Genomic DNA, 25,806 nt, shown 5'->3' with positions numbered 1-25,806 from the left:
GGGTCGGGGGGCGGGCCCGCCCCCCGGGGGGGGGGGGGCGGGCGGGGGGGGGGGGCCCCCCCCCGCCCCGCGCCCCCCCCGGCCGGCCGCCTTCCCGATCAGCCGGCCGGCCGCACCGTGCCGCGCCGTCACGGCAGGGCGCTACACCTCGTCGTCGACGCTCTCCCGGGGGCGCAGCCGTTGCCTCGGCGGGTCGACGGCGGAGAACCGCGTGGAGTTGGCGGAGAGATCAGGGTGCTCGACCTCCAGGGCGATCGCCGCCGCCTCCTCCAGGGTCAACTCGGCCCCGGCCGCGTAGGCGGCGTCGAAGGCGGCGTCCCCCATCGTCGCCCGCAACGCGGCCTGTTCCTGCAACCAGTACGCCCCGAAGGTGCCCGGCCCGCAGTGCATCGCCGAGCGGGTCAACTGGGCGGCACCGAACAGCCGGGCCGCCGTCCTCGGGTCGCCGCCACCCGCACAGCGCACCGCGATCGCGTTGACCGTGTCGCAGGCCCGGGCCAGGTAGCCGTAGCTCATCCGGGACCGCAGCGCGACCACCAGGTGGTCGTGCGCGGCGACCAGGTCACCCCGGGCCAGCGCCACCATGCCGAGCAGCATGTCGACCCGGCGCGTGCCCCGCTCGGTCGGCTGGGCCGCCTCGACCGGGCGGGCCGCCCCGAGCAGCTCGGCCGCCTCGTCCAGCGCCCGCCGCCGCCAGAGCAGCTCGGCGAGGCTGTAGACGGCGAGCAACGCGTCGCCCGGCACCCCGTCCGCCTCGGCCTGCGCGATCACCTCCCGGCAGACCCGTTCGGCCTCGGCCAGCTGCCCCATGTCGATCAGCGGCGCGGCCCGGCCGGCGAGCACCCGGACCAGCAGGCCGGCGTCGCCGGCCTGCCGGGCGGCCGACTCGGCACGCTGGGAGAACCGCAGCTCCTCGGCGAACTCACCGTCCGCGCCGGCATGCTGCGAGTGCATGTGGTACGCCGCCGCCAGCTCCGCCTCGGGAATCTGCTCGCCGGTCTCGGCGATCCGGCTGTAGAGCCGGAACAGCCACAGCCGACCCTCCCGGGCCAACCCGCGTTCCCGCCACCACTCGTCCAGTCCACTCGCCAGTTGCAGCCCCTGCCGGGCGCTGCCGCCGGTGACCGTCCAGCGCAGTGCGGCGCGCAGCTCGTCGGCGAGCGGATCGAGCGCGTACAGCGAGAGCGTGACCGGTCGCTCGTCCGGGCCGAGGTACGCCCGCTGCAACGCGTGCTGTGACCACGCGACGTGCCGGTCCCGGGCGGTCTGCTCCTCCCCCGCGTCGACCAGCCGACGGGCCGCGTACGCCCGGATCGGGTCCAGCATCCGGTACGTGCTGCCGGAGACGTTCGGCTCGGCCTGGATCATCGACTTGTCGACGAGTACCGAGAGCGGGTCCAACGGGTCGTCGTCGAGCAGCCACTCCACGGTGGCCAGATCCACCGGGCCGGCGAACACCGCCAGCCACCGCAGCAGCCGGGCCGCCCGGGGCCCGAGCGTCCGGTACGACCAGGTGACCGTCGCCTGCATCGTGACGTGCCGCTGCGTCGCCGTACGCTGCGCGGCGCGGGTCGCGGCGGGCGGCGCGGCACCCAGCGCGGCGGCGGCCAGGTCCACCGTGTCGGCCTGGTTGGCGACCCAGCGACCGTTGCCGGCCGGTACCGCCTCGACGTCGTCCCGCCCGGCGTCCAACGCCCCGAGCACGTCGTCCAGCCGCTCGGCGAGTTGGCTGGCGCTCAGCACCCGCAGCCGGGCGGCGGCGAGTTCGATCGCCAACGGCAGCCCGTCCAGCCGGGTGACCACCCGTTGCAGGTCCGCCGACTCGGCGGGGCCGGCACGCCGGCCGCCCCGGGCCGCCGTGGTGCGGTCGAGCAGCAGGGTGACCGCCTCGCTCGGGCCGCCGCCGGGGGCCGGGTCGACGGAGAGCGGCGGGATCCGCCAGATCACCTCGCCGGGCAGTCCGAGCGACTCCCGGCTGGTGGCGAGGACACGTACCCCGGTGCCGCCGGCGAGCAGCCGCGAGATCACCTCGGCGCAGGCGCCGGGTTGGGCGTCGCAGGTGTCCAGGACGACCAGCATCCGTCGGGAGGCGGCGAACTCGACCAGGGTCTCCAGCATCGGCCGGCCCGGCTCGGGGCGCAGCCCGAGGACGGCGGCGACCGCGAATGCGACGAGGCCCGGGTCGGTCACCGTGGCGATGTCGACGAACCAGACCCCGTCCGGGTGGGACTCGACCACCCCACCGGCCAACTCGACGGCCAGCCGGGTCTTGCCGGCACCGCCGGCCCCGACCACGGTCACCAGCCGCTGGTCGTTGATCAACCGGTCCAGCTCGGCCCGCTCCGCCTTCCGGCCGACGAACGAGGTGACCTGGGTGGGCAGGTTGTGCGGGATCGCGTCGGCGGTACGCGGCCGGGGGAACTGACGTTCCAGTCCGGGAGCGACGAGTTGAAAGAGTCGTTCCCGGTCGTCGAAGCCGCGCAGCCGGTGCAGTCCGAGGTCGAGCAGGGAGGCGCCCGGCGGCAGCGGTGCGGCGTACCGGGCCGTCGCCCCGGAGCAGAGCACCTGGCCACCGTGGGCGGCAGCGGCGATCCGGGCGGCCCGGTGCACCTCGGCGCTGGCGTACTCGCCGGCGAGGGGTTCGGCGTGTCCGGTGTGCAGTCCCATCCGTACCCGGGGGGTGGCCTCCGGGGTCGGCCAGTCGTGGCTGTTCAGGGCTCGTTGTGCGGCCAGTGAGGCGTCGAGCGCGGCCGAGGCGTCGGCGAACGCGACGAAGAACGAATCTCCCTCGGTGAAGAGTTCGGTGCCGTCACTCGCCGCGAGCGTGGCCCGGAGGAGGCGCCGGTGCTCGCTGAGCACCGGCCGGTAGCCCGGACCGAGCATCTGGGCCAGCCGGGTGGAACCCTCGATGTCGGTGAACATGAACGTCACCAGCCCGCTCGGCAGGTGGATCCGCGCTGACATGCCTGGAACCTCCCGCCCCCTGGAAGTCGCGTTCATGCTTCCGCATATTTACGTCTTGGCCCATCGTAGGAACGGACGGGCGACGCGGTACCAAGGTGCCAACCGCCGACTGCGCCACGAAACCGACATCACGGTCACGAGCCAGTCTCACTGTCCGGTGGGGAGGGGGCCCGGGCCCGGACGGTCGACGGTCGGCGTGATCAGCAGCCGCAGCCTCCGCCGCAGCAACCGCCACCAGCGGGTACGGCCGGCGCCGCGCCCGCACCACCACGGCCGGTGACCGCGACCGTCGACAGTAGCTTGACCGTGTCGTCGTGGCCCTGCGGACAGGACGCCGGCGCCGAGGACTCGATCATCGGCCGGTTTATCTCGAACGTGTCGCCGCAGGCGCGGCAGCGGAACTCGTACCGGGGCATGTCACCAGGGTACGACCAGAACTGACGTTCGCCTGTCGATGGGTAATACTCGACGGGTGGCGGACCCTGCGGAGACCTCGACCACCCGACCCCTACGCCCCGCCGCGCCCGCGATGGCCGGACCGTTGGCCAGTTCGGGTGCCGCACCGGACCCGGCGTTCGAGCCGGAGCCCCGGGTCGTGCCCCGCCCCCGCAGCGCGCCGGAGGCCGACCCGGCCACCTCCCCCGACCCGGTGGCCAGGACCGGCACGGAGCCGACGGCCGACCCGGACGTGAAGACCGGCACGGAGCCGACGGCCGACCCGGACGCGAAGACCGACACGGACGTGAAGACCGGCGGCGACCTGGAAACCGACCCGGGAACGAAGAGCGACCCGGGAGCGACGTCCGAGGTGGGCGCGGGCGGCGGGGTCACCGCGGCCGGCGCGGCCGAGGGTGCCGGATCCACCGCCGACACCAAGGACACCGCCAAGACCGGCGAGAACACCGCCAAAACTGACAAGGACACCGCCGAGAACGACAAGGACGCCGACAAGAACGACAAGGGCACTGGCGGAGCGGGCGGGTCGGGCTCGACGACGGGAACCGTCATCGATCTTGACGTCCCGGCCGTCGGTCGGGCCGGAGTGAACCGGCGGATCCGAGTCCCGTTCGCACACGCCGTACGCCGGTGGCCGTCCCCGAAGGCGGCGGCGGTCGGCGGCGCACGCGCGGTACGGGCCTGGTCCCGGCGGCCCAGTGGCCGGCTCACCCTGCCCGCCCTGCTGCTCCTCGCCCTGGTGGCGGGGACCGGCACGGCCGGCGCCCTGCTGGTCCCGGCGGCCGGCCGCGCTCCCCAGGCGGCGGATCCGACGGCCGACCCCGCGTCTGCTCCGCCCTCGGTCGCCGCGACGACCGTCGCGCCCGGCGGTGGTCTGCCGGTCGCCCCGTCCACCCCGCCGCCGAGCTCGCCGCCGATCGCCTGGCTCGGTGACGACGGCTCGCCCCAGCTGCTGAGTTCCTGGGCCACCCCGGTGGGTGCCCGGACCGGGATCCCGACCGTGGCGTTGCAGGCGTACGGCGCCGCCGAGATGCGGCTCAACCAGTCGAATCCTGGTTGCGGGCTGCGCTGGACCACGCTGGCCGCGATCGGTTTCGTCGAGTCCGCGCACGGTCGGGTGAGCGGCTCCAACCTCGACGCGAACGGCGTCGCCGATCCGAAGATCATCGGACTGGCGCTGGACGGCAGTCCGGGCCGGCTGCGGATCATGGACACCGACGACGGCGACCTCGACGACGACAAGACCTACGACCGGGCGGTCGGCCCGATGCAGTTCATCCCGACCACCTGGGCCGAGGACGGAGCCGACGGCGACGGCGACGGGGCGAAGAACCCCCAGGACATCGACGACGCGGCCCTGGCCGCCGGTAACTATCTGTGCAAGGGTGGCCGCAACCTGTCCCTCCCGACGGACTGGTGGAACGCCATCCTTTCCTACAATGACGTGCGGCCATATGCCCAATCGGTGTTCGACAAAGCCAACGAGTACGGCTTGGCCAGCAGAACTTAGCGTAATGGCCCCCGTACATTGAAGAACTGGGCACTTTCGCCAGGCTGCGGTTGACGGCAAGCTAGACGGGTGATGGTGCGCGAGTGGGATCCCCGGACCGCTCCAACCGCAGAGATCGAGTCTTTCCTGGACGCGATCAACGCGGTTTTTGCGGCCGACCTACCAGACGACCCGCTGTGGGAAAACGGCATGCTCCGGGAGTACCTCAGCGAGGTGATGCCCGGCGAACGCCGAATTTCCTGGATCATCCAGGAGGAGCCGTCCGAGGACGGCCGACCCGGCCGTATCATCGGGCACACCCACGTACTGCTGTTGGGCGACATCGGCGTGCTGGAGGTGCTGGTCCACCCGAGCGCCCGCCGGCACGGCCTGGGCCGCAAGCTGATCGCCACCGCGGCCCGCCGTACCTATCAGGAGGGTTTCCGCTTCATGGGGGTCGAGGTCGTCGGCGACACGCCGGCGGTCGGCTTCTACGAGGCACTCGGCTTCGCCCAGGAGTACGTCGAGACCCGTGGCGTGCTGCGCCTGTCTACGGTGGACTGGAACGCGCTGGCCGAGATGTCGCGGGGCATCGATCCCGGCTACCGCCTGGAGTTCTTCCCCGGCGGGCCACCGGAGGAGCTGATCGAGGCGTACGCGATGGCCAAGGCCGAGGCCCGGGTCGACGACGGTGACCTGGAACTGCGGCCGAGTTCGTACGACCCGCAGCGGCTGCGGGACAGCCTCGGCTGTCTGCACCGGCGCGGCATGAAGCCGTACATCGTGCTGGCGATCGAGGAGAAGACCGGCGTGGTGGCCGGGCTGACCGAGGTGGTCGTGCCGGCCCAGCACCCGACCCGGGCCGACCAGTACGACACCATCGTCGGCCAGGACCACCAGGGCCACGGCATCGACCGGGCGATGAAGGCGCGGATGCTCTTCGAGTTGCGCACGGCGGAGCCGAAGCTCGCCGAGGTGCAGACCTGGAACGCCGAGTCCAACGAGCCGATGCGGGCGGTCAACGCCGATCTCGGCTTCCAGGCCGACCGGCAGTGGCTGGAGTACGGCGTCGACGTGGCCGAACTGGTCCACCGGCTGGACGCCGCCAACCACACGAAGCCGACCGGCTGACCCGGTCACGCCGTCCCCTCGCCGTACCGGTGGGTGACCCGGAAGGGTGACGTGCCGAAGTCGCCGGAACCGTCGACCGGTCCGGCGCGTGTACCGGGCATGGAATCCACGGTCGCCCGACGGCACTCCGGGGTACCCGGGCAGGTGACGGCCGACCACGCCCCGAGCGGGCCGGCCGGCGAGTTCGAGGCCTTCTACCAGGCGTACGTCGACCGGGTGCACCGGGCGTTGGCGCTCAGCGTCGGCAACGACGACCTGGCCCGGGAAGCCACCGACGAGGCGATGCTGCGGGCGTACGCCCGGTGGGGGCGGGTGGGTCGGCTGGACAACCCGGCCGGCTGGGTCTACCGGGTCGGGCTCAACTGGGCCACCTCCTGGTGGCGCAAACTCCGCCGGGAACGGCCGGCGCTCACCGACGACCAACACCCCGGCACGTCCGGGGTCGACCCGACCGCGCTGGCCGCCCGGACCGCGCTCGACCGGCTGCCGCTCACCCAGCGGACCGTGGTGGTCTGCCGGGTGCTGCTCGACCTCTCCACCGCCGAGACCGCGACCGTGCTGGAGCTGCCCCCGGGGACCGTGAAGAGCCGACTCGCCCGGGCCCTGGAGGCGCTCCGTGCCAACCTGTGTGATGAGGAGTGAGGCGTGATGTCCGGTGTACCGACGTCCGGGTCCGTACCCGACGAGCTGGCCTCGGCGGTGCGCCGGGCCGCGGAGACCGTGCCCGACCACCGTGGCGACCTGGCGACGGTGCGCCGCCGCTGGCGGACCCGGCGTCGCCGCCGGGCCGTGCTGACCGCCGGCTCACTGGTCTGCCTGGTCGCGGCGACCGCAGCCGGGATACCGGCACTGACCCCGGACGGCACCAGTGGCGACGGGACCACCGACGACACCGCCGTCGCGTCGGTGGTGCGGGACCAGCGGCTGCTGCTCAACGTCGCCGGACTGACCGTGTACGACAGACCGGGTGGCCACACCGTCGGCCTGGCCAGGTCGGACGGGGTGCCGGAGGTGGGTCGCGACGGTGCGACGGTCGTCCGTCCGGTGCCGGAGGGCTGGCAGCGGGAGACGGTCGGTCTGCCCGACGGCCGGATCGTCGGCCTGCGGGTCGCCGTGTCACCGGCGGCCGGCTCCGCCGAACCGGGCGGTGCCGCCCGGGACGGCGCCGACCCGGGCGGTGGCGTCCCCGACAGCGGAGCCGCCGAGGTGGAAGCGGCCGACGTGGAGCTGGTGGTGCTCGGGGCGAACGGTGCCGTCACGCTCAGCCGCGACCTGGGTGCCCCCCGCAAACAGGTCTCGCTGGTCGGCGCCACGGACCGGGACGCGTACCTGGCCCGGGGCGACAGCGTCGTCCGGCACGACCTGTCGACCGGCGCGGAGACCGTCGTGCTGCCCGCCGGCAGCGCCGGAGACCTGTCCCGGGCCGCCGCCGCCGACCTCTCCGGCCGGTTCCTCGCGCTGCCCTACGGTTCGCGGGAGTGCGGCGTACGGATCTTCGACCTCGTCGACGGCCGGCTGTCGGGCACGGTGACCGGCGAGGGCATCTGTTACGGCATCCTCCGGCTCTCCCCGGACGGGCGGCTGTTGGCCGTCGCCGCGCTGCCGCCGGTCGGTCCGGCGATCCGGACCCGGCCGCCGAGGGTGACCGTCTACGAGACGTCGACTGGAGCGATCCGGGCGGACCAGTTGCTCCAGGACCAGCAGTCGGGCTCGGTCAACCTCAAGAGCGGCGCCGGCGGCCTCGCCTGGCTCGACGACCACGAGGTCCGGGTGGCCCGGGTCGTCTTCCCGCCCAAGGCGGACCGGATCTACCGGATCGACGAGGTGGTCCGGATCTCCACCGTCCCGGTCCGCTGACCGGACGGCGTGACGACGGGCCGGTCGGCGGGTCGACCCGGAGAGCGGCCGGGGACCGGTGACACCGGTCCCCGGCTGCGCTCAGTAACGCTCGCGGAGCAGCCGGGCGGCCTCGACCGCCCAGTAGGTGAGGATGATCTGGGCACCGGCCCGCCGGATCGAGGTCAGCGTCTCCAGGATCGCCCGCTCCCGGTCGATCCAGCCGTTGGCGGCGGCCGCCTCGACCATCGAGTACTCCCCGGAGATCTGGTAGGCCGCCACCGGGACGTCCACCTCGTCCCGTACCGCGGCGATCACGTCGAGGTACGGCAGGCCCGGCTTGACCATCACCAGGTCGGCCCCCTCGGCGACGTCGAGGCGTACCTCGCGCAGCGAATCCCGCAGGTTCGCCGGGTCCTGCTGGTAGGTACGCCGGTCGCCCTGCAGCGTCGACTCGACGGCCTCCCGGAACGGGCCGTAGAACGCCGAGGCGTACTTCACCGCGTACGCCAGGATGCCGGCGTCGGTGTGGCCGGCCGCGTCCAACGCCCGCCGGATCACCCCGACCTGACCGTCCATCATTCCGGACGGTCCGAGCAGGTGGGCGCCCGCGTCGGCCTGGGCGACCGCCATCTCGGCGTACGCGGCCAGGGTGGCGTCGTTGTCGACGGTGCCGTCCGGGGCGATAAGCCCGCAGTGCCCGTGCGAGGTGAACTCGTCCAGGCAGACGTCGCTCATCACCACGGTGCCGTCACCGACCTCGGCGACCACGTCCCGGATCGCCACGTTGAGGATGCCGTCCGGGTCGATCCCGCCCGAGCCGGTCTCGTCCTTGCGCTCCGGCACCCCGAACAGCATGATCCCGCCGATGCCGGCGTGCACCGCCTCGGCCGCCGCCTTGCGCAGCGACTCCCGGGAGTGCTGGACGACACCGGGCATCGAGGCGATCGGGCGTGGCTCGGTCAGCCCCTCCTTGACGAACATCGGCAGCACCAGCTCGGCCGGGGCGACCCGGTTCTCCTCGACGAGCCGACGGATCGCCGCGGAGCGCCGCAGCCGGCGCGGGCGGACGTCCGGGAAGGACGACATGGCAACTCCCTGGTGAGGTCAGGTCAGCGGAACCGCAGCGCGGTCGGGCCCTGCACCTTCGAGCCCCGCCGCTGCTTGGCCGGCATGGCGGCCAGCTTCTCCCGCAACTCCACAGCGTACGCCGCGAGCGCCTCCACGAGGTCCGGGACGGAGGCGTGCGCCGGCTGGGCGTCCACCCGCAGACCGAACTCGGTCGCCGTCTCGGCCGTCTTCGGGCCGATCACCGCGACCACGGTCCGGGCGTGCGGCTTGCCGGCGATGCCGACCAGGTTCCGTACCGTCGACGAGGAGGTGAAGAGCACCGCGTCGAAGCCGCCCGACTTGATCGCGTCGCGGATCTCGGCCGGCGGCGGCGCCGCCCGGACGGTCCGGTACGCGGTCACGTCGTCGACCTCCCAGCCGCGCTCGGTGAGCCCGGCGGCGAGCGTCTCGGTGGCGATGTCGGCGCGCGGCAGCAGCACCCGGCCCACCGGGTCGAGGATCTCGTCGTGCGGCGAGAACTCGGCGAGCAGCCCCTCCGAGGACTGCTCCCCGGACGGGACCAGTTCCGGCTGGATGCCGAAGGCGCGGACCGCCTCGGCGGTCGCCTCACCGATACAGGCGATCTTGACGCCGCCGAAGTGCCGGGCGTCCAGGCCGTGCTCGGCGAACTTCTCCCAGACCGCCCGGACCGCGTTCACCGAAGTGAAGATCACCCAGGCGTACCTGCCGTCGACCAGGCCCTTGACCGCCCGCTCCATCTGGGCCGGGGTACGCGGCGGCTCGACCGCGATGGTCGGCACCTCACACGGGATGGCGCCGTACTCGCGCAGCCGGGCACTCATCACCCCGGCCTGCTCCTTGGTCCGCGGCACCAGCACCTTCCAGCCGTACAGCGGGCGGTTTTCCCACCAGCTCAGCTTGTCCCGGTGGGTGACCCCGGTGCCGAGGGTGAGGACCACCCGGCCGGTGAAGCCGAGCGCGGCGGCGACGAAGCTGTCCACGGTCGAGGTGGTGGTGTACTGCGTCTCGCCGGTGCCGTCACCGGTCACCGCGACCGCGGTACCGCCGTCGATCCCGACCGCGAGCAGCCCGTCCCGGACGGCGGCCAGGTCACCGGCGTCGACCGCCAGGGCCAGCGAGCCCCGGCTGACCGCCGCGGCGAGTGCCTCGAAGTCCATCGCGGTGACGTCGTCGACGTCGGCGGCGGTGCGGACCCCGTGCAGCGGAACGCCGGCGTAGGTGGCCACCCCCTCGGCCTGCCCGACGCCCGGCACCACCTCGAAGTGCACGGCGGTACGGGCGACCGCCTGCACCTCCTTGACCACGGACTCGTGGCCGAACGGGTCGCCGGCCACCAGGTGCACCGCGCTGAGGCCGGACCGGGCCGCGGAGAGCAGCACCTTCGCCACGTCGCCCGGCGCCCCCTCGGCCGGGCTGAACTGCGCGTCGTCCTTCGCCTCGACCTTCACGGCGGTGAGCAGCGCCTCGGGGACGCTGCGGTCGTACACCACCTGGTCGGCGTTGACCAGCGCGTCGTGCGCCCGGCGGGTCAGCAGACCCGGGTCGCCGGGTCCGGCCCCGACGAAGGCGATGCGGCCTGCGGGCTTACGGGTGCCGATCATGTCTGTGCTCCAAAATGCTGGGTCCCCGGCCCGGAATCGGTAGGCGTGCCGAGGATCGAGTCGGCGCCGAGGTCGAAGAGGTCGGCGGCGAGTGCCTTACCGATCTCCGCCGCCTCGGCGGGCGTACCGGTGCGGGACAGCCGGAGGTCTCGGGAACCGTCCGGGCTGATCACCGCCCCGCGCAGATAGATCTCATCGCCGCTGGCACCGGACGCGTCCGGTTCGCCTTCGGCGACGACCGCGAACGCGGCGACCGGGGCACTGCACCCGGCCTCCAGGGTGGCGAGCAGCGCCCGCTCCGCGGTGACCGCGGCCCGGGTCGGGGCATGGTCGAGTACCGCGAGCAGCTCGACCAGGTCCGGGTCGTCGGCCCGGCACTCCACCGCCAGCGCACCCTGGGCGGGGGCGGGCAGCATCAGCATCGGGTCGAGCGTCTCGGTGATCTCCTCGGTGCGCCCGAGTCGGGCCAGTCCGGCCCGGGCCAGCACCACGGCGTCCAGATCCGCCTCGGGACCGAGGACCCGGCGCACCCGGGTGTCGACGTTGCCCCGGATCGGCACCACGGTCAGCTGCAGGCCGAGCGCGTGCAGCTGGGCGATCCGGCGCAGCGCCCCGGTACCGACCGTCGCCCCGGGCGGCAGTTCGGCGAGGGTGCGGCCGTCCCGGGCGACCAGCGCGTCGCGCGGATCCTCCCGGGGTGGTACGGCGGCGATGTGCAGCCCGTCGGCCGGCGCGGTCGGCAGGTCCTTGTACGAGTGGACCGCGAAGTCGATCTCCTTGGCGGCCAGTGCGTCGCGCAGCGCGGAGACGAAGACCCCGACGCCGAGCCGGTGCACGGGGGCGCTCGACCGGTCGCCGGCCGTCACCACCTCGACCAGTTCGACGGGGCGCCCGGTGGCCGCCCTCAGCGCGTCGGCGAGCTGCTGGGACTGCGCCATGGCCAGCGCGCTGCCCCGGGTGCCGAGCCTAAGTGCCTGCGTCGTCCCGCTCACCGTTCTCCTCCGGACAGCTGACGTGGCACGGTCGGCCGGGCGGCGGCACCGGACTCGCCGGCCGGCAGAGCCAGGCCGGACAGGTCGGCGGCCGGGCCGCTCAGGCCGGCGCCGAGCCCGGGCAGTCCGGCGAGCCCGGCGACCCGCTGCCCACCGGGGACCCGCTGTGCCGCCGACACCCCGGTCAGGTCCGGCACGGTGTCCGCCTGCGAGGTGACCGGCACCTCAAGGTCGAAGAGTTCCCGCAGCAGTGCGGCGTACTGGTCACCGCCGGGTTCGGCGGCGAGCTGACGGACCCGTACGGTCGGCGAGTGCAGCAGGCGCTGCACCACCCGGTGCACCGTGTGGCTCACCTCGGCGCGCTGGTCGTCGGTCAGGTCCGGGCGGCGGTGCGCGAGTCGGCGCAGCTCGGCGGTGACCACCTCGTCGGCGCGGGCCCGCAGGGCGGCCACCGTCGGCGCCACGTCGGCGCCGCGCAGCCAGGTGAGGAAGGCCTCCACCTCGGTGGTGACGATCCGGGTGACGGCGGCGGTCTCGGCGGCGGCCGGGCCGATCGGCTGGGCCGCGGCCAGGGCGTCGATGTCGATCACCACCGTGCCGGGCAGCTCGGCGATCGCCGGCTCGATGTCCCGGGGCACCGCGAGGTCGAGCAGGACCAGGGGATCCGGCCGGTCGGCGGCCCGTTCGGCCAGCGCCCGGGCCACCGTTTCCCGGGTGAGGACCGGTTCGATCGACGCCGTGGCGGCCACTACTATGTCCACTGTGGAAAGGGCGCTGGCGAGTTCGGCGATCGGCACCGCCGTGGCGCCGTACGCCTCGGCGAGCCGGCGTGCCCGGTCGGCGCCCCGGTTGCTGACCGCCACCGGCCCGCCGCCCTGCCGGGAGAGGGTGGCGACGGAGAGCGCACCCATCGACCCCGCCCCGACGACCAGCGCCGGACGTCCCGCGATGCCGCCCGGCAGATGGGTCGCGGCCAGGTCGAGCGCGGCGGTGACCACGCTCTGCCCGGCCCGGTCGATCTCGGTCTCGGCGTGTGCCCGCTTCCCCACCCGCAGGGCCTGCTGCATCAGCTCGTGCAGCAGCCGGCCGGGCGCGTCGGCCTCGCTCGCGACGTGGTAGGCGTCACGGAGCTGGCCGAGGATCTGCGCCTCGCCCACCACCATCGAGTCGAGCCCGGAGGCCACCCGGAAGGCGTGCTCGACCGCGGCGCCGTCGTAGTGGACGTACAGATGGTTGGCGAGTTCGGCCGGAGTGGAGCCGGCGTGCGCGGCGAGCACCGCGCAGATGTCGCCCAGTCCGCCGTGGAAGCCGGTCACCGCCGCGTAGACCTCGACCCGGTTGCAGCTCGAGACGATCACGGCCTCACCGACGTACGGCTGTTGCAGCAGCCGGCCGAGAAGGTCCGGCAGGTCGGTGGCGGCGACGGCGAGCCGCTCCAGGGTGGCGACCGCGGCGGTACGGTACGACGCCCCGACGACAAGCAGGTTCATGAACCGATCGCCTCCGCGTTCGAGGGCCGGAGTGGTCCGGCGGGCGTGGCCTCGGTGGTGCCGGTCGCGGCGAGCCCGCCGGGCAGTGCGGTGAGCCCGGTGGCGGGGGCGGTCAGGGCCGTACCGGCGCCGGACGCGGCCGGACCGCTCGCCACCGCACCGGCCGGTAGCCCGGTCAGTGCCGACTTGCGATGCTCGTGGAAGGAGAGGATCTGCAGTTCGATGGCGAGGTCGACCTTGCGGACGTCGACGCCGTCGGGCACCGCCAGCACACAGGGCGCGAAGTTCAGGATGCTGGTCACCCCGGCGGCGACGAGCTGGTCGGCGACGCTCTGCGCGGCGGTCGCGGGCGTGGCGATCACCCCGATCGCGATCGACTCCTCGGCGGCCACCCGGGGCAGGTCGTCGATGTGCTGGACGACCAGACCGTTGATCTCCTCGCCGACCTGGGCCGGATCCGCGTCGAAGAGTGCGGCGATCCGGAAGCCACGGCTGGCGAAGCCCGCGTAACCGGCCAGAGCGTGACCGAGATTACCCACTCCGACCAGGGCGACCGCGCGGCGCTGGGTCAGCCCGAGGACAAACTCGATCTGGTCGATCAGCAGCGCGACGTCGTAGCCGACCCCCCGGGTGCCGTACGAGCCGAGCTGGGAGAGGTCCTTGCGGAGTTTGGCGGAGTTGACTCCGGCCGCCGTCGCCAACTCCTCGCTGGACACGGTGTCGTCACCGGTTTCCGCGAGATTGTGCAGGGCACGCAGGTATTCGGGAAGCCGGGCGACCGTGGCCTCAGGGAGGTCCGGGAGCGCCGGCACCCCACCGGCGCGGCCGGGCGTGCCTGCAGGGCGGTGCTGACTCATGCGACTCCGTGCCATGCGATCTTCGACCAGCCGGAGCGGCCGGTCGTTTCGGGGCACCCACTGGCGACCGCTGTGACCGGTTGTGCTAGCAGGGCTCGTCGGAGTAACAGAGTAGGCGCTTGTGAAGACACGCACAAATCGCGATCTTGATAGACCGCGATAACGCGTCACCTGGGCCTCCATTTACAAGATCAGGTCAGCGGCACCGGGCGGGCCGCTCGGCGATTATTGCCTAAGTCCGACTTATCTGCCCAACTCGCCGCCGCATCCGTCGCGACATCTCCGCCGAACCCGGCAGCACCGCCCGGTGAGACCCGCCGCACATCAGGGCCGATCGGCGGGCCCGCCGTCGGGTCCACGTCCGGAACAGCAATCGTCCGAGTCCCCGGATTCCATTCGAGCGGAAAAATCTTCACCTCCCGACACTGCCCACCAGCCGGTGCGAACGCTGTCCGATTCCGCATCGGTGCCCGTCCGTTTTCATGCTCACCGTTGTCCGATTCCAGACCCGGCGCCGCCCGGTTCCGCCGAGCCTGTCGGGCCGCTCCACCCCCGGCGCGACGCGTTCCGACGTCCGCCCCGGCTCCCGCCTCCGGGGTCCGGGCACCGCGTGGTGGGGGCAGCCCTACCGTGGATAGGCCAGCCGATGGGATGGGGGCCGACCACGCCGATGCCTAGCGTCGAGAACATGACCACAACCGCCGCCGTCGGCGTCGACACCGAGCCGACCGCCGGGCGCGGCGTACTGCGCCAACTCGCCGCGGACTCCGGCTACGTGCTGCTCGGCTTCCCGCTCGCCCTGGCCAGTCTCATCGTGCTCATCATCGGTACCGCCGTCGGTGCCGGGCTGGTGGTGACGGTGATCGGCCTGCCCATCCTCGCCGGCACCCTCTACGTCGCCCGCGGGCTCGCCGACATCGAACGGCTCCGGATGCCGGTGGTGCTCCGGCAACCCCGGGTACGACCGCACTACCGCGTCGTCGAGCCCGGCGGAGGCGCCTGGCGGCGGATCATGACGCCGATCGCCGACACCCAGTCCTGGCTCGACCTGGCGCACGGCCTGCTGAAGCTGTTCGTCGCGGGACCGGTGTTCCTGATCACGGTCGCCTGGTGGGTCGGCGCCGTCGGCGGCTCCCTCTACTGGGCGTACGACTGGGCGATCCCGCACAGCCCGAACGACGAGGGCCTCTCCGACCTGCTCGGGCTGGGCAACTCCGTCGCCTCCCGGGTCCTGTTGAACACCGCCCTCGGCCTCTTCTTCCTGATCACCCTCCCGCTGGTGGTACGCGGCTGCGCGATGATGCAGGCGAGCTTCGGCCGGGCGATGCTCACCGGCGTCGCCGAGATGCGCAACCGGATCACCGTGCTGGAGGAGCAGAAACGGGCCGCCGTCTCCGCGGAGGCGACCGCGTTGCGCCGGTTGGAACGGGACATCCACGACGGCCCGCAGCAGCGGCTGGTCCGCCTCGCGATGGACCTCAGCCGGGCCCGGCAGCAGCTCGGCGCCGACCCGGACGCGGCCCGGCAGACCCTCGACGAAGCACTCGCCCAGACCCGGGACACCCTCGCCGAACTGCGGTCGCTGTCCCGGGGCATCGCGCCGCCGATCCTGGTCGACCGGGGCCTGCCCAGTGCCCTGGCCGCCCTGGCCGGCCGAGGGGTGATCCCGATCGACCTCACCGTCGACCCGCAGCTCGGCACGCCGGCCGGTCGACCCGACCCGGCGGTCGAGTCGACCGCGTACTTCGTCGTGGCGGAGGCGCTCGCCAACGTCGCCAAACACAGTCGGGCGGCCGAGTGCTGGCTCACCGTGTCGCGGGTCGGCCGGACGCTGCAGATCACCGTGATCGACGACGGCGAGGGCGGGGCGCACATCTCCAAGGGCCACGGCCTGGCCGGGCTCGCCGACCGGGTACACGCCAACGACGGCACGCTCACCGTACTCAGCCCGGCCGGCGGGCCGACCGAGATCCGGGCCGAGCTGCCGTGCTGACCCCGGAATCGGCGACCGCTCGGACCGGCCCGTACGGGACGCGGCTGGAGCAGGACGACGCGGCGATGGTAGACAACGTCATGCGTGTGGTGATCGCCGACGACGCCGTCCTGCTCCGCGAGGGCCTGGTCCGGCTGCTGACCGAGCACGGCCACGAGGTGGTCGCGGCGGTCGGTGACGGGGACTCCCTGGTCGAGGCGATCGTCACGCACCGTCCCGACGTCTCCATCGTCGACGTACGGATGCCGCCGTCCCACACCGACGAGGGGTTGCGGGCGGCGGTGGAGGCCCGGCAGCGGGTGCCCCGGACCCCGATCCTGGTGCTGTCCCAGTACGTCGAGGTGTCGTACGCCGACGACCTGCTCGCCACGGTCCGGCCGTCCGGCGGGGCCAGCGGCGGCGGCATCGGTTACCTGCTGAAGGACCGGGTCGCGGCGATCGACGACTTCCTCGACGCGCTGCGTCGGGTGGCCACCGGCGGTACCGTGCTCGACCCCGAGGTCGTCGGTCAGCTGCTGGTCCGCCGACGCCGCGACGACCCGCTGCGCCAGTTGACCCCGCGCGAGCGGGAGGTGCTCGGGTTGATGGCCGAGGGCAGGTCCAACACCGCGATCGCCCGGACCCTGGTGGTCAGCGACGGTGCCGTCGAGAAGCACGTCCGGAACATCTTCACCAAGTTGCAGTTGCCGCCGGACGAGGAACAGCACCGACGGGTACTGGCGGTCCTCGCCTACCTGCGGGCCTGACCGGGATCCTCCCCCAGGGGGCCGGGCTCAGTCCAGGGTGGCGGCCAGTTCGACCGCCTCGCTGAGCGAGTCCGCCACCGGCCAGCCCGAGGCACGCAGTCGGTCCGGGTCGGTCACCCCGCCGGTGTAGAGGACGCAGCGGGCACCGACGTGGTCGGCCGCCTCGGCGTCGTCGATCGAGTCGCCGATCAGCACCGTCGACCGGCCGTCGACACCGAAGGCGGCCAGGTGCCGGGCCAGATGTCCGGCCTTCCGCTCCCCGCCGACCCCGGCCCGCAGCCCGTCGACCCGGGCGAACAGCGTGGTCAGGCCGTACCGGTCGATGGTCGGCACGAGTTCGTCGTGGAACCACATGGAGAGCAGGGACTGGGAACCGTGCCAGGCCCGCAGCGCGGCGGTCGCGTCCGCCGCCAGGCCGCAGCCGATCAGCCCCAGCCGGTACGTCTCGTGGAACAGCGTGTCCAGCCGCCGGTACTCCTCGGCGTCCAGGATCCGGCCGAGCACCTCGGCGTAGTAGTCCGGAACCGGCCGACGGAACTGTGTCCGGTGCTCCTGGGCGGTCACCGTCGGCCCCCCGACGGTGGCCAGTGCGGCGTTGGTGGCGGCGACAACCAGATTCAGATCGTCGAGAAGGGTGCCGTTCCAGTCCCACACCAGGTGGTCACGTCTGCGGGGCATCCGAGCACGATACGCGGCGGAGTACGGCCGAATCGACGGTCGAACACCGCACTATGCGACGGATCACGCCCCCCGTCACTCAGGCGCGGGGCGTGCCGAGATCCCGCAGCAGCCGGTCCTCCTCGACCCGCCAGTACCCGTGCTCCCGGCCGTCGAGCAGCACCACCGGGACGCGGTCTCCGTAGTCCCGCTCCAGCTCCAGTTCGCTGGTCACGTCCACCTCGGTCCACCGGTCCCCGGTGACGGCGACCACCCTGGCCATCGCCTCCCGGGCCACGTCGCAGAGGTGGCAGCCGGGTCGGGTGATCAGGGTCAGTCGCGGCTCATCCGTCCCCACTGCCCGCCGCCTCCCGGAATGTCGACCGACGTACCCTGCCGATCGCGGAGTACGGCAGGGACCCGACGAACTCTATCCTGCCCGGACGCTTGAACCGGGCGAGGCTGCCGGCGCAGTGGGCGGCCAGCTCGGCGGCCGTGACCTCGCCCCGCTGCCTCGGTACGACGTACGCGACGACGGTCTCGCCGGCCAGCGGGTCCGGTGCCCCGAGCACCAGCGACCCGGCCACCGCGGGGTGCGCGTTCAGCACCCGCTCGACCTCCTGCGGGTAGACGTTGAACCCGTGCACCAGGATCAGCTCGCCGAGTCGGTCCACCAGGAAGAGGTCGGCGTCGGCGTCGGCGTACGCGATGTCGCCGGTCCGCCACCAGCCGTCGGCGTCCGGGCCGTCGTGCCCGTCGGGCCAGTAACCGGAGAAGAGGTTCGCGCCGCGTACGACGATCTCGCCGGGATCGGTGCCCGGCGACGGGAGTTCCAGGTCCGGATCATCTGATTCGTCCTCATTGGTTATGGATTGGACGGTTGTTCCGTCCTGCCACAGCACCTCACCGTCCGGTGCGACCAGCCGCAACTCGACGCCGGGCAGCGGGCGGCCGATCGAACCGGTCTTCCCGGCCGGTCCGACCAGGGTGGAGGTCAGCACGGGTGCGGTCTCGGTCAGCCCGTAACCGACCCCGATCCGGTGCCCGGTCCGCTCGGCGAACCGGGTGGCGTCGGCGACGCCCAGCGGCGCGGCGCCACAGACGGCGACCCGTACCGACGCCATCGCCGTGTCGAGCGACGGCCCGTCCGGGGCCGACGGGCCGCCCGTCGCGGGCAGGGCGAGCCAGGCGACGAACATCGACGGTACGCCCACCAGCACGCTGACCCGGTGCCGCTCGACGACCTCCAGTACGTCGGCGGCGTCGAACCGGTCGACGAGTACCCCGCAGGCACCGTGGTACGCGACGGCGCCGAGCCCGGCGTTCAGCCCGTAGGCGTGGAACATCGGCAGCGCCAGCAACACCCGGTCCGCGGGTCCCACCACCGCTGGCGAGATGCGGTCGATCTGCCGGTGGTTGGCGAGCAGTGCCCGGTGCGACAACATCGCACCCTTGGGGTGCCCGGTGGTGCCCGACGTGTAGAGCAGTACGGCGAGCGCCTCGGGATCGGCCACCACCGGCGCTCCACCCGGCTCCCCGTCCGCCGACGGCGCTCCACCCGGTGCCGCCTCCGCCGCCGGTGCTCCACGGTCACCGTCGGCCGGTTCGCCCGGGTACCCGGGCAGGGCGGTGTACACCTCGGACAGCGTGGGCAGGTCGGCGACCAGCTCGGCCACGGTGGCCCGCACCGGCTCGGTGCCGATCAGCAGCGCCGCCCCGGAGTCCGCCAGGATGTGCCGCAGTTCCGGCCCGGTCAACGTCGGATTCACCGGTACGGCCACCAGGCCGGCCCGTTGTACGGCGAAGAACGCGATCGCGAACTCGGGCGTGTTACCCAGGGCGATCGCGACCCGGTCCGGATGCGGGTCGCCGGTACCGGGAAGGCGTCGGCGGAGGGCGTCGGCGACCCGGTCGACGGCCCGGTCGAGCTCGGCCCAGTGCAACGTGCCCTCGGGCCAGACCAGGGCGGGCTGGTCGCCACGGGTGGCGGCGGCCAGGCGTACCCGGTCGGCCAGGGTCACGGCGTGCGACGTCGGGCCGGACAGCTCCGCGTCGGACGACACAACGCCGGGCGGCTCTGCTGTGGACGGCCCGGCACCGGACGGCGTGGTGGCGGACGACTCGGCGGGGGTGGGCGCTCCATCCTGCACGGTCGCCGAGTCTGGCACAGCCGGGGCTTGCTCCGCTCGCTCCCGTCCGCGACGGACGGGCCGTACCGGGATCGCACTCCGCCACGGACGGACCCGGCACCCGCGCCCCGCAGCGGACGGACCAGGACCGCGCTCCGCAGCGGACGGACCGACCATCCGAACCTTCCACGGATCGTCCCGATGGGACCGCAGCCGCTGGAGCCGTGGGAAATTGCCCCACGCGGTTCCCCGTTCGTGGAAGTTGCTCGACTTCCCCGTCGGTACGCGGTACCGTCCACGAGACCGTAGAGGCTTTCGTGATGTCCACCGCCTGACCTGCGACGGTCCATTCGGCACTCGAAACAGCGGTGTCCATTAGCACGACATGCAGCGGCACGCCAAGGGCGCGCCGCCCAATGGCGTTTCTCGGCGTTATGCCTGCTCAGAACCGCTCTCCCCGCACTGTCTGGGATCCGACAACGCACAACCGGTGCGGCCCGAACGGGTGGCTTTCGGAAATACTTTGGCTCTGTGTAACGGACTTGCCGCACATGGGTGACGTTGGCCCTATCATCACTCGGGTCGGCTCACCCCTTTTGCCGTGAGTCGACACCCCTCAGCCCGAGGAGGCCGCCGTGCCTGTGAGAGCACAGCACCAGCAGCTGTGGGGCGTGTGCCGTCGTACGGCACACCCCGGATCTGCCGTGCCGGATCGCGTCGTCCACGGCGCACGTACGGCCACCACCGCCGCCGCCGGGCCCGGGCGACCGGCCCGACGGTCGCGGGCGGCCGGGGAGGTCCAGTGAGCACCTACGGATATGCCGACAGCACGACCGGCGGCCAGATGCGGAACACCCGGAACGCCCTCAACGAAGGGCTGTCCCGGCTCCGCCTGTCCATGGACGACATGCTGAGCCTCGCGGTGCGGGGCGACGGGGGTTCGAAACGGATCCGGAACCGTCCGCACCATCCGAACGAGACGCCGACCCGGCAGAACTCCCCGGGCGGCAACAGTCGGCAGGTGAACGGCGGCCGGGTCGCCAGCCCGACCAGGCCGGCGATGCCCGCCCAGCCGGGCGTCGGGCAACCGCCGGGCGACGACACCGGTCCGGACAATCCGAACACCGAGACCGCCGTCCTGCCGGTGGTCCCGGCGACCGAGTCGACCACCGGCTCCGGCGGCGGCTCCGGTGCCCCGACCGGTTATCCGGAACGGCCGGACCCGTCGGATCCGGCCCGTGAGGTCTGGGCGCTCGTGGAGCGGGCGCAGGCCGGCGAACCCGAGGCGTTCGGCCTGATCTACGACCGGTACGTCGACACCGTCTTCCGGTTCGTCTACTTCCGGGTCGGCAACCGACAGCTCGCCGAGGATCTGACCTCGGACACCTTCCTCCGCGCCCTGAAGCGGATCGGCAGCTTCACCTGGCAGGGCCGGGACCTGGGCGCCTGGCTGGTGACGATCGCCCGGAACCTGGTGGCGGACCACTTCAAGTCGGGGCGCTACCGACTCGAAGTTACAACGGGTGACGTCTTGGATGCGGACCGCGAGGATCGGGGTCCGGAGGGCAGCCCGGAAGCGGCCGTCGTCGAGCACATCACCAATGTCGCGTTGTTGACGGCGGTCAAGAAGCTCAACCCTGAGCAGCAGGAATGCATCGTGCTCCGCTTCCTGCAGGGGTTCTCGGTCGCGGAGACCGCACAGGCGATGGGCAAGAACGAGGGCGCGATAAAGGCGCTGCAGTACCGCGCGGTCCGCGCTCTGGCCCGGCTGCTGCCCGACGGATTCCAGCCGTGAAGCGCTCCCACGCCACGGCCGGCCACGGAGTGGCCCCGCTCACTCTTCGTAATTTCTCATCCCGGCCGGCCGTAACCGCTCCACCCCGCCGAACGTTTGTCCCGGTGCGACCGGTGGTTGCCCGGGGCTCTCCCCGATCGGCCGGTCGGACAGCTGGTCCGACCGCCGCCGCGGTCTGGCTCTGACGTTCAGCCACCGTCGCACCGGACGGCGACGACGCCGACCGAAGCGTCGCGACCAGCGAAGGGAGGTGTCGGCCGTGGGTTGGAACGCGTTCTACCGGCAGCGCGCGGAGCGATTCGCGCAACTCCTTGAGGAAGCCAACGGTGGCCGCCGCCACCACATCCGGTCCCGCGTCGACTCCGACCTCGCCCAACCGTTGGCGGTCGGGCAACGGCTCCGGACCGTCCAGTCCACCGCCGAGGTGGACCCCGACTTCCGGGCCAGCCTGCGGGCCATGCTGGTCGCCACCGCGGAACGGGAGGGGATCGGCGCGACCGCCGACGACCCGCTCGGCGCGGACGGGGTCACACCGGCCGCACCGGCCCGGGGATCCCGCGCCGCGCGGCCCTCGGCGCGGGCACCCCGTACCCGGCTCAGAGCGCGGGGCGCCATCGTCGTCGGGGTCGCCGTCGGCGCGATCGCGGTCTCCGGAATGGCCGCCGCCAGCGAGAACGCCGTCCCCGGCGACGCGCTGTACGGCATGAAGCGGCACACCGAGCGGGCGCAGCTGGCGCTGGCCAGTTCAGACCTCAGCCGGGGCCAGCTCTTCCTCGACTTCGCCCGGACCCGGCTCGCCGAGGCGACCGCGCTGGGCGACCAGAGCACCGGATTCGAGGCCGTCCTGCGGGACATGGACAACGACACCCGGCAGGGGATCAAGCTGCTGACCACTGCCGCGGTGCAGCGCCGGGAGCCGGCCGCGCTCGACGCCGTCGACAACTTCCTCGGCGAGCAACGTCACCGGCTGGACACCCTGCTCGACCAGACCGGCCGGGCCAACCGGGAACCGGCCCAGAAGTCGATCCACCTGCTCGACAACGTGCAACGCCGGACGGACGCCCTGCGCGCAGCCCTGACCTGTGGCGCCGGGACGACCGGTCGGGCCGACTCCCTCGGCCCGCTGCCCCGCAACTGCCCGGGCGGCCGTGGCCCGGTGGTCACCACACCACCGAACCCGTCGGTCTCCGAGGAGACCGGGGGTCGTGTCCCGGGCGAGACGCCGCGTGTCCCCGAGCGAACCGCTTCGCCCCGGGATCCGGCACCGACACCCAGCGCGGAACAGCCGGCGGTCCGGGAGAAGAGCCCCTCCCCGGCCGCGCACAACAGCGGCGACTGACCCGACCCGGCGACCCGGTTCGGACGACCCCGCCACGGGCGTTCCGTCCCGGCCCGCTCGGACGACGACCGGTACGGCACCACCGATCTTCGCTACCCTCGCTGATGTACGTGTGAGCGAGGAGGTCCACGCGTGGCCCGTACCCGCAAGGTGACGGTCAGCACCGACAAGGACGGTCACACCGCAGGTTGGGCGGCCACCGGCCTGGCGGAGGCCCCGCCCGCGCCGGCCGACCCCTGTGCCGCCGCCTTCTTCGACGTCGACAACACGATGATGCAGGGCGCCTCGATCTACTGGCTCGCCCGTGGGCTGGCCGCCCGGAACTACCTCACCACCCGGGACCTGACCCGGTTCGCCTGGCAGCAACTCCGGTTCCGGGTGCTCGCCACCGAGCACGCCGGCAGCATGTCGCAGGTGAAAGAGGCCGCGCTCGCCTTTGTCGCCGGATGGCGGATCGAGGAGATCGAGCGGCTCACCGAGGAGATCTTCGACGAGCTGATGGCGCCCCGGATCTGGCGCGGTACCCGGACGCTGGCCGAACAGCATCTGGCCGACGGTCAGCGGGTCTGGCTGGTCACCGCCGCCCCGGTGGAGATCGGCCGGGTCATCGCGGCCCGGCTCGGGCTGACCGGCGCGATCGGCACGGTCGCGGAGATCCACGACGGCGCGTACACCGGACGTCTGGTCGGCGACCTGATGCACGGTGCGGCCAAGGCCGACGCGTTGACCCAGCTCGCCACCGTCGAAGGGCTCGACCTGACCCGCTGCGCCGCCTACAGCGACTCCAGCAACGACCTGCCGATGCTCTCCGCCGTCGGGCAGGCGGTGGCGATCAACCCGGACAGCACGCTGCGCCGGACAGCCCGGGAGAACGGCTGGACGGTGTACGACTTCCGGACCGGTCGGAAGGCGGCCCGGATCGCCGTACCGTCGACCGCCGCCGCCGGGCTGCTCGCCGGTGCGGTCAGCGCCGGCCTGGCGGTGCGCCGCCGCCGACGCCTGTAAGGAAGGGCCCCCTATTATCGTTTTCTGGTGTAGAAGGGCCCCTTCCTAACAGCTCAGGGGCCTGGGAGCGCTCAGGCGCCGAACGGGTCGGGACGTCGCTCCAACAGTTGGTGCAGGGTCTGCTGGATGGTCTCTCGCACCTGGTCGGCGAGGTTGAAGACGACCAGCGGATCATCGGCCGAGTCGACCAGGTGCGCGGTCGGGATCGGCGGACAGAACTCGATCAGCCACTTGCTCGGCAGCGGCACCACGCCGAGCGGGCCGAGCCACGGAAACGTCGGGGTCACCGGGAAGTACGGCAGCTTCAGCAGCCGGGCCAGCGGCTTGATGTCGGCGAGCATCGGGTACGTCTCCTCCGCGCCGACGATCGCCACCGGAATGATCGGTGCCCCGGTACGCAGCGCGGCGGAGACGAACCCGCCCCGCCCGAACCGCTGCAACTTGTAGCGCTCGGCGTAGAGCTTGCCGATCCCCTTGAAGCCCTCGGGGAAGACCCCGACCAGTTCGCCCCGGCCGAGCAGCCGTTCCGCGTCCGGGTTGCAGGCCACCGTGCCGCCGGTCTTGCGGGCCAGCTCGGAGACGACCGGCATCCGGAAGACCAGGTCCGCGCCGAGCAGCCGCAGGTGGCGGTGGGCGGGATGGCGGTCGCGCAGCACCGCCGCCAGGACGAGCGCGTCCAGCGCCACCGTGCCGGAGTGGTTGCCGACCACCAGGCCGGAGCTGTCGACCGGCAGGTGGTGCACACCGGTCACCTCGGTGCGGAACCACTCGCGGTAGAGCAGTCGCAGCAGCGGATGGAAGACCTGGTCGGTCAGCTCCGGGTCGAAGCCGAACTCGTCGACCTCGTACCGGCCGGAGAGTCGTCGACGGAGGAACGCCAGACCGGCCGCCACCCGCCGGTCCCAGACGTCCCCCGGCTGGTCGGCCACCGCCGGATCGACCGGCCCGGGCCGGTGCCCGTTGCGTCGCGCCGGCCGGTCGAGGTCCGCCGGATCCTGTGCCGGCGGCTCGCCGAACCGCCGGGCCGCCGGAGGTACGTCGTCGTACCGCCGCCCCGATCCGGGCCCGGCCGGCTCGTCAGTCATCCGCCCGCCCACCTCGTACCTCGCTGAGTTGGCCGAGCCGATCCCGGACCGCGGCCCGGGTGTGCCGGATGCCGTCGAGGATCACCCGCTCGGCGCGGTGCAGCTGTTCCGGCCCGAGCGGGGCGCGGTCCCGGTGCCCCTGGATGAAGTCGTCGAACGCGGCGGCGGTGGACCGCGGGGTGAAGCCGTACTCGCTGATCAGCCTGGTGGTGTCGACCACCCGGCCGTGCACGAAGAGGTCGACCTGGTCGAGGCCGTAGCGCCCGAAGCCGAGCGTCCGGGCGAGCCCGGCGGCTCCGGAGAGCCCCGGCTCCAGCACCGGTACGGCGACCCGGCCGGCCCGCCGGATCGCCTGGGAGAGCGCGAGCACGCCCGGCCCGGCGACGTTGTACGTCCCGGGGTGGTCCTCGACCACCGAGCGGTGCAGGACCTCCAGGGCGTCGTCGAAGTGCACGAACTGCAGCCGGGGGTCGCGCCCGAGCACGGTCGGTACGACCGGTTGGGCGAAGTAGCGGGTCAGCGTGGTGTTCGCCATCGAGCCGATGAACGGGGCGAACCGCAGCACGGTGGCGGTGACGTCGGGGCGGCGGCGTCGGAAGCCGCGGACGTACCCCTCGATGTCAAGGATGTCCCGGGCGAAACCGCCGCGCGGCACCGCGCGCGGCTCGGTGTCCTCGGTGAAGACCGCCGGGTCCCGGAACGACGCGCCGTAGGCGGCGGTCGACGACCGGACGACGAGCTTGCGCAGCCGGGACGCCCGCTGGCCGGCGGCGAGCAACTGCATCGTGCCGATGACGTTCTGTTCCTTCATCCCCGCCCGACCGCCCTGCTGCGGGTCCGGTGCGGTGAGCAGGGCGAGGTGCACGACGGCGTCCGCACCCAGGTCGTCGACGACGCTGCTCACCGCGCCGGCGTCGGCACGGACGCGTTCCACCCCGTCGAGCAGGGGGGCGAGTTCGGGCGCCGGGTCGAGCACGTCGAGCCCGATGACCCGGTTGATCCGGTCGTCCGCGACGAGCCGGGCCGCGACGTGCGCGCCGAGGAAACGGCTCACTCCGGTCACCACGACCACCCCCGGCGCACCCGGGGTGCTCGCGGGGGTCACCTCGTGCCCCGCACGGGTCGCCCCGGGCCGGGTCCGGACCGCCG

General features: G+C 73.0%; 19 protein-coding genes and 2 pseudogenes. 9 read left to right on the top strand and 12 right to left on the bottom strand.

Features of this window, described 5'->3' with window-relative positions; translation table 11 throughout:
- Positions 1-141: 141 nt before the first annotated feature.
- Together V1633_RS13120 and V1633_RS13115 are read right to left on the bottom strand one after the other, a co-directional pair.
- The gene (locus V1633_RS13120; protein ID WP_331214545.1) at positions 142-2,964 is read right to left on the bottom strand and encodes an adenylate/guanylate cyclase domain-containing protein; all 2,823 of its coding nucleotides are present in this window, start codon (positions 2,962-2,964) and stop codon (positions 142-144) included.
- Between the two features lie 200 nt (positions 2,965-3,164).
- Positions 3,165-3,380 carry an FmdB family zinc ribbon protein gene (locus V1633_RS13115; protein ID WP_331214544.1) on the bottom strand — a complete coding sequence of 72 codons (216 nt, stop codon included), beginning with the start codon at positions 3,378-3,380 and terminating at the stop codon, positions 3,165-3,167.
- 56 nt (positions 3,381-3,436) lie between these two features.
- Here V1633_RS13115 and V1633_RS13110 point away from each other — a divergent pair, with 56 nt between their 5' ends.
- The 4 genes from V1633_RS13110 (at position 3,437) to V1633_RS13095 (ending at position 7,897) form a co-directional block, all read left to right on the top strand.
- A complete protein-coding gene (locus tag V1633_RS13110) occupies positions 3,437-4,930 on the top strand; it encodes a lytic murein transglycosylase (RefSeq protein WP_331214543.1) in 1,494 nt (497 codons plus the stop codon).
- A 72-nt stretch (positions 4,931-5,002) separates the two neighbouring features.
- Complete coding sequence (locus V1633_RS13105; RefSeq protein ID WP_331214557.1) at positions 5,003-6,040, top strand: GNAT family N-acetyltransferase; 1,038 nt, start codon at positions 5,003-5,005, stop codon at positions 6,038-6,040.
- 99 nt (positions 6,041-6,139) lie between these two features.
- A complete protein-coding gene (locus V1633_RS13100) occupies positions 6,140-6,682 on the top strand; it encodes an RNA polymerase sigma factor (protein WP_331214542.1) in 543 nt (180 codons plus the stop codon).
- A gap of 6 nt (positions 6,683-6,688) precedes the next feature.
- Positions 6,689-7,897 (top strand): hypothetical protein, encoded by a 1,209-nt coding sequence (locus tag V1633_RS13095; RefSeq protein WP_331214541.1) that lies wholly within the window; start codon positions 6,689-6,691, stop codon positions 7,895-7,897.
- A gap of 81 nt (positions 7,898-7,978) precedes the next feature.
- Here V1633_RS13095 and hemB read toward each other — a convergent pair whose 3' ends face one another.
- The 5 genes and pseudogenes from hemB to V1633_RS13070 all read right to left on the bottom strand — a co-directional run bounded on the left by hemB (position 7,979) and on the right by V1633_RS13070 (position 13,908).
- Positions 7,979-8,965 carry a porphobilinogen synthase gene (gene hemB, locus V1633_RS13090; protein WP_331214540.1) on the bottom strand — a complete coding sequence of 329 codons (987 nt, stop codon included), beginning with the start codon at positions 8,963-8,965 and terminating at the stop codon, positions 7,979-7,981.
- 23 nt (positions 8,966-8,988) lie between these two features.
- Complete coding sequence (locus V1633_RS13085; RefSeq protein WP_331214539.1) at positions 8,989-10,569, bottom strand: bifunctional uroporphyrinogen-III C-methyltransferase/uroporphyrinogen-III synthase; 1,581 nt, start codon at positions 10,567-10,569, stop codon at positions 8,989-8,991.
- Positions 10,566-11,561: a hydroxymethylbilane synthase gene (hemC, locus tag V1633_RS13080; protein ID WP_331214538.1), complete on the bottom strand. Its 996-nt coding sequence runs from the start codon at positions 11,559-11,561 to the stop codon at positions 10,566-10,568. The genes V1633_RS13085 and hemC overlap by 4 nt, the downstream gene beginning before the upstream one ends.
- A gap of 185 nt (positions 11,562-11,746) precedes the next feature.
- Positions 11,747-13,051, bottom strand: a pseudogene (locus V1633_RS13075) (glutamyl-tRNA reductase); the annotation flags it as partial.
- Positions 13,048-13,908, bottom strand: coding sequence for a redox-sensing transcriptional repressor Rex (locus V1633_RS13070; protein WP_331214537.1), 861 nt, complete (start codon positions 13,906-13,908; stop codon positions 13,048-13,050). The pseudogene V1633_RS13075 and the gene V1633_RS13070, both read right to left, overlap by 4 nt.
- Before the next feature lie 688 nt (positions 13,909-14,596).
- Between V1633_RS13070 and V1633_RS13065 the strand changes: the two genes are divergently transcribed.
- Positions 14,597-15,901 carry a sensor histidine kinase gene (locus V1633_RS13065; RefSeq protein ID WP_331214536.1) on the top strand — a complete coding sequence of 435 codons (1,305 nt, stop codon included), beginning with the start codon at positions 14,597-14,599 and terminating at the stop codon, positions 15,899-15,901.
- Positions 15,902-15,981: 80 nt separating this feature from the next.
- Complete coding sequence (locus V1633_RS13060) at positions 15,982-16,647, top strand: response regulator transcription factor (RefSeq protein WP_331214556.1); 666 nt, start codon at positions 15,982-15,984, stop codon at positions 16,645-16,647.
- A 27-nt stretch (positions 16,648-16,674) separates the two neighbouring features.
- Here the strand turns inward: V1633_RS13060 and V1633_RS13055 are convergent, their stop codons facing one another.
- The 3 genes from V1633_RS13055 to V1633_RS13045 all read right to left on the bottom strand — a co-directional run bounded on the left by V1633_RS13055 (position 16,675) and on the right by V1633_RS13045 (position 19,454).
- Positions 16,675-17,325, bottom strand: a complete 651-nt coding sequence (locus V1633_RS13055; protein WP_331214535.1) for an HAD family hydrolase — start codon at positions 17,323-17,325, stop codon at positions 16,675-16,677.
- Positions 17,326-17,404: 79 nt separating this feature from the next.
- Positions 17,405-17,662, bottom strand: coding sequence for a glutaredoxin family protein (locus tag V1633_RS13050; protein WP_331214534.1), 258 nt, complete (start codon positions 17,660-17,662; stop codon positions 17,405-17,407).
- Complete coding sequence (locus V1633_RS13045; RefSeq protein WP_331214533.1) at positions 17,649-19,454, bottom strand: AMP-binding protein; 1,806 nt, start codon at positions 19,452-19,454, stop codon at positions 17,649-17,651. The genes V1633_RS13050 and V1633_RS13045 overlap by 14 nt, the downstream gene beginning before the upstream one ends.
- Positions 19,455-20,340: 886 nt before the next feature.
- On the opposite strand from V1633_RS13045, the gene V1633_RS13040 reads away from it, so the two are divergent.
- The 3 genes and pseudogenes from V1633_RS13040 (at position 20,341) to V1633_RS13030 (ending at position 23,572) form a co-directional block, all read left to right on the top strand.
- Positions 20,341-21,228, top strand: a complete 888-nt coding sequence (locus V1633_RS13040) for an ECF subfamily RNA polymerase sigma factor, BldN family (protein WP_331214555.1) — start codon at positions 20,341-20,343, stop codon at positions 21,226-21,228.
- 250 nt (positions 21,229-21,478) lie between these two features.
- A pseudogene (locus V1633_RS13035) lies at positions 21,479-22,378 on the top strand (DUF5667 domain-containing protein); the annotation flags it as partial.
- Positions 22,379-22,699: 321 nt separating this feature from the next.
- Entirely contained in the window at positions 22,700-23,572 is an 873-nt protein-coding gene (locus tag V1633_RS13030; RefSeq protein WP_331214532.1) for an HAD family hydrolase, read from the top strand.
- Between the two features lie 71 nt (positions 23,573-23,643).
- On the opposite strand, the gene V1633_RS13025 is transcribed toward V1633_RS13030, so the two are convergent.
- Positions 23,644-24,657, bottom strand: a complete 1,014-nt coding sequence (locus V1633_RS13025; protein WP_331214531.1) for a lysophospholipid acyltransferase family protein — start codon at positions 24,655-24,657, stop codon at positions 23,644-23,646.
- Positions 24,650-25,762, bottom strand: a complete 1,113-nt coding sequence (locus V1633_RS13020) for an NAD-dependent epimerase/dehydratase family protein (protein WP_331214530.1) — start codon at positions 25,760-25,762, stop codon at positions 24,650-24,652. Before V1633_RS13020 ends, V1633_RS13025 begins: the two co-directional genes overlap by 8 nt.
- Between the last annotated feature and the right edge of the window lie 44 nt (positions 25,763-25,806).

It is taken from the genome of Plantactinospora sonchi (assembly GCF_036422035.1).
Classification (GTDB): Bacteria; Actinomycetota; Actinomycetes; order Mycobacteriales; family Micromonosporaceae; genus Plantactinospora; species Plantactinospora sonchi.
The sequence above is the reverse complement of the archived record's forward strand: the minus strand, read 5'-3'. Positions and strand labels throughout refer to the sequence as shown.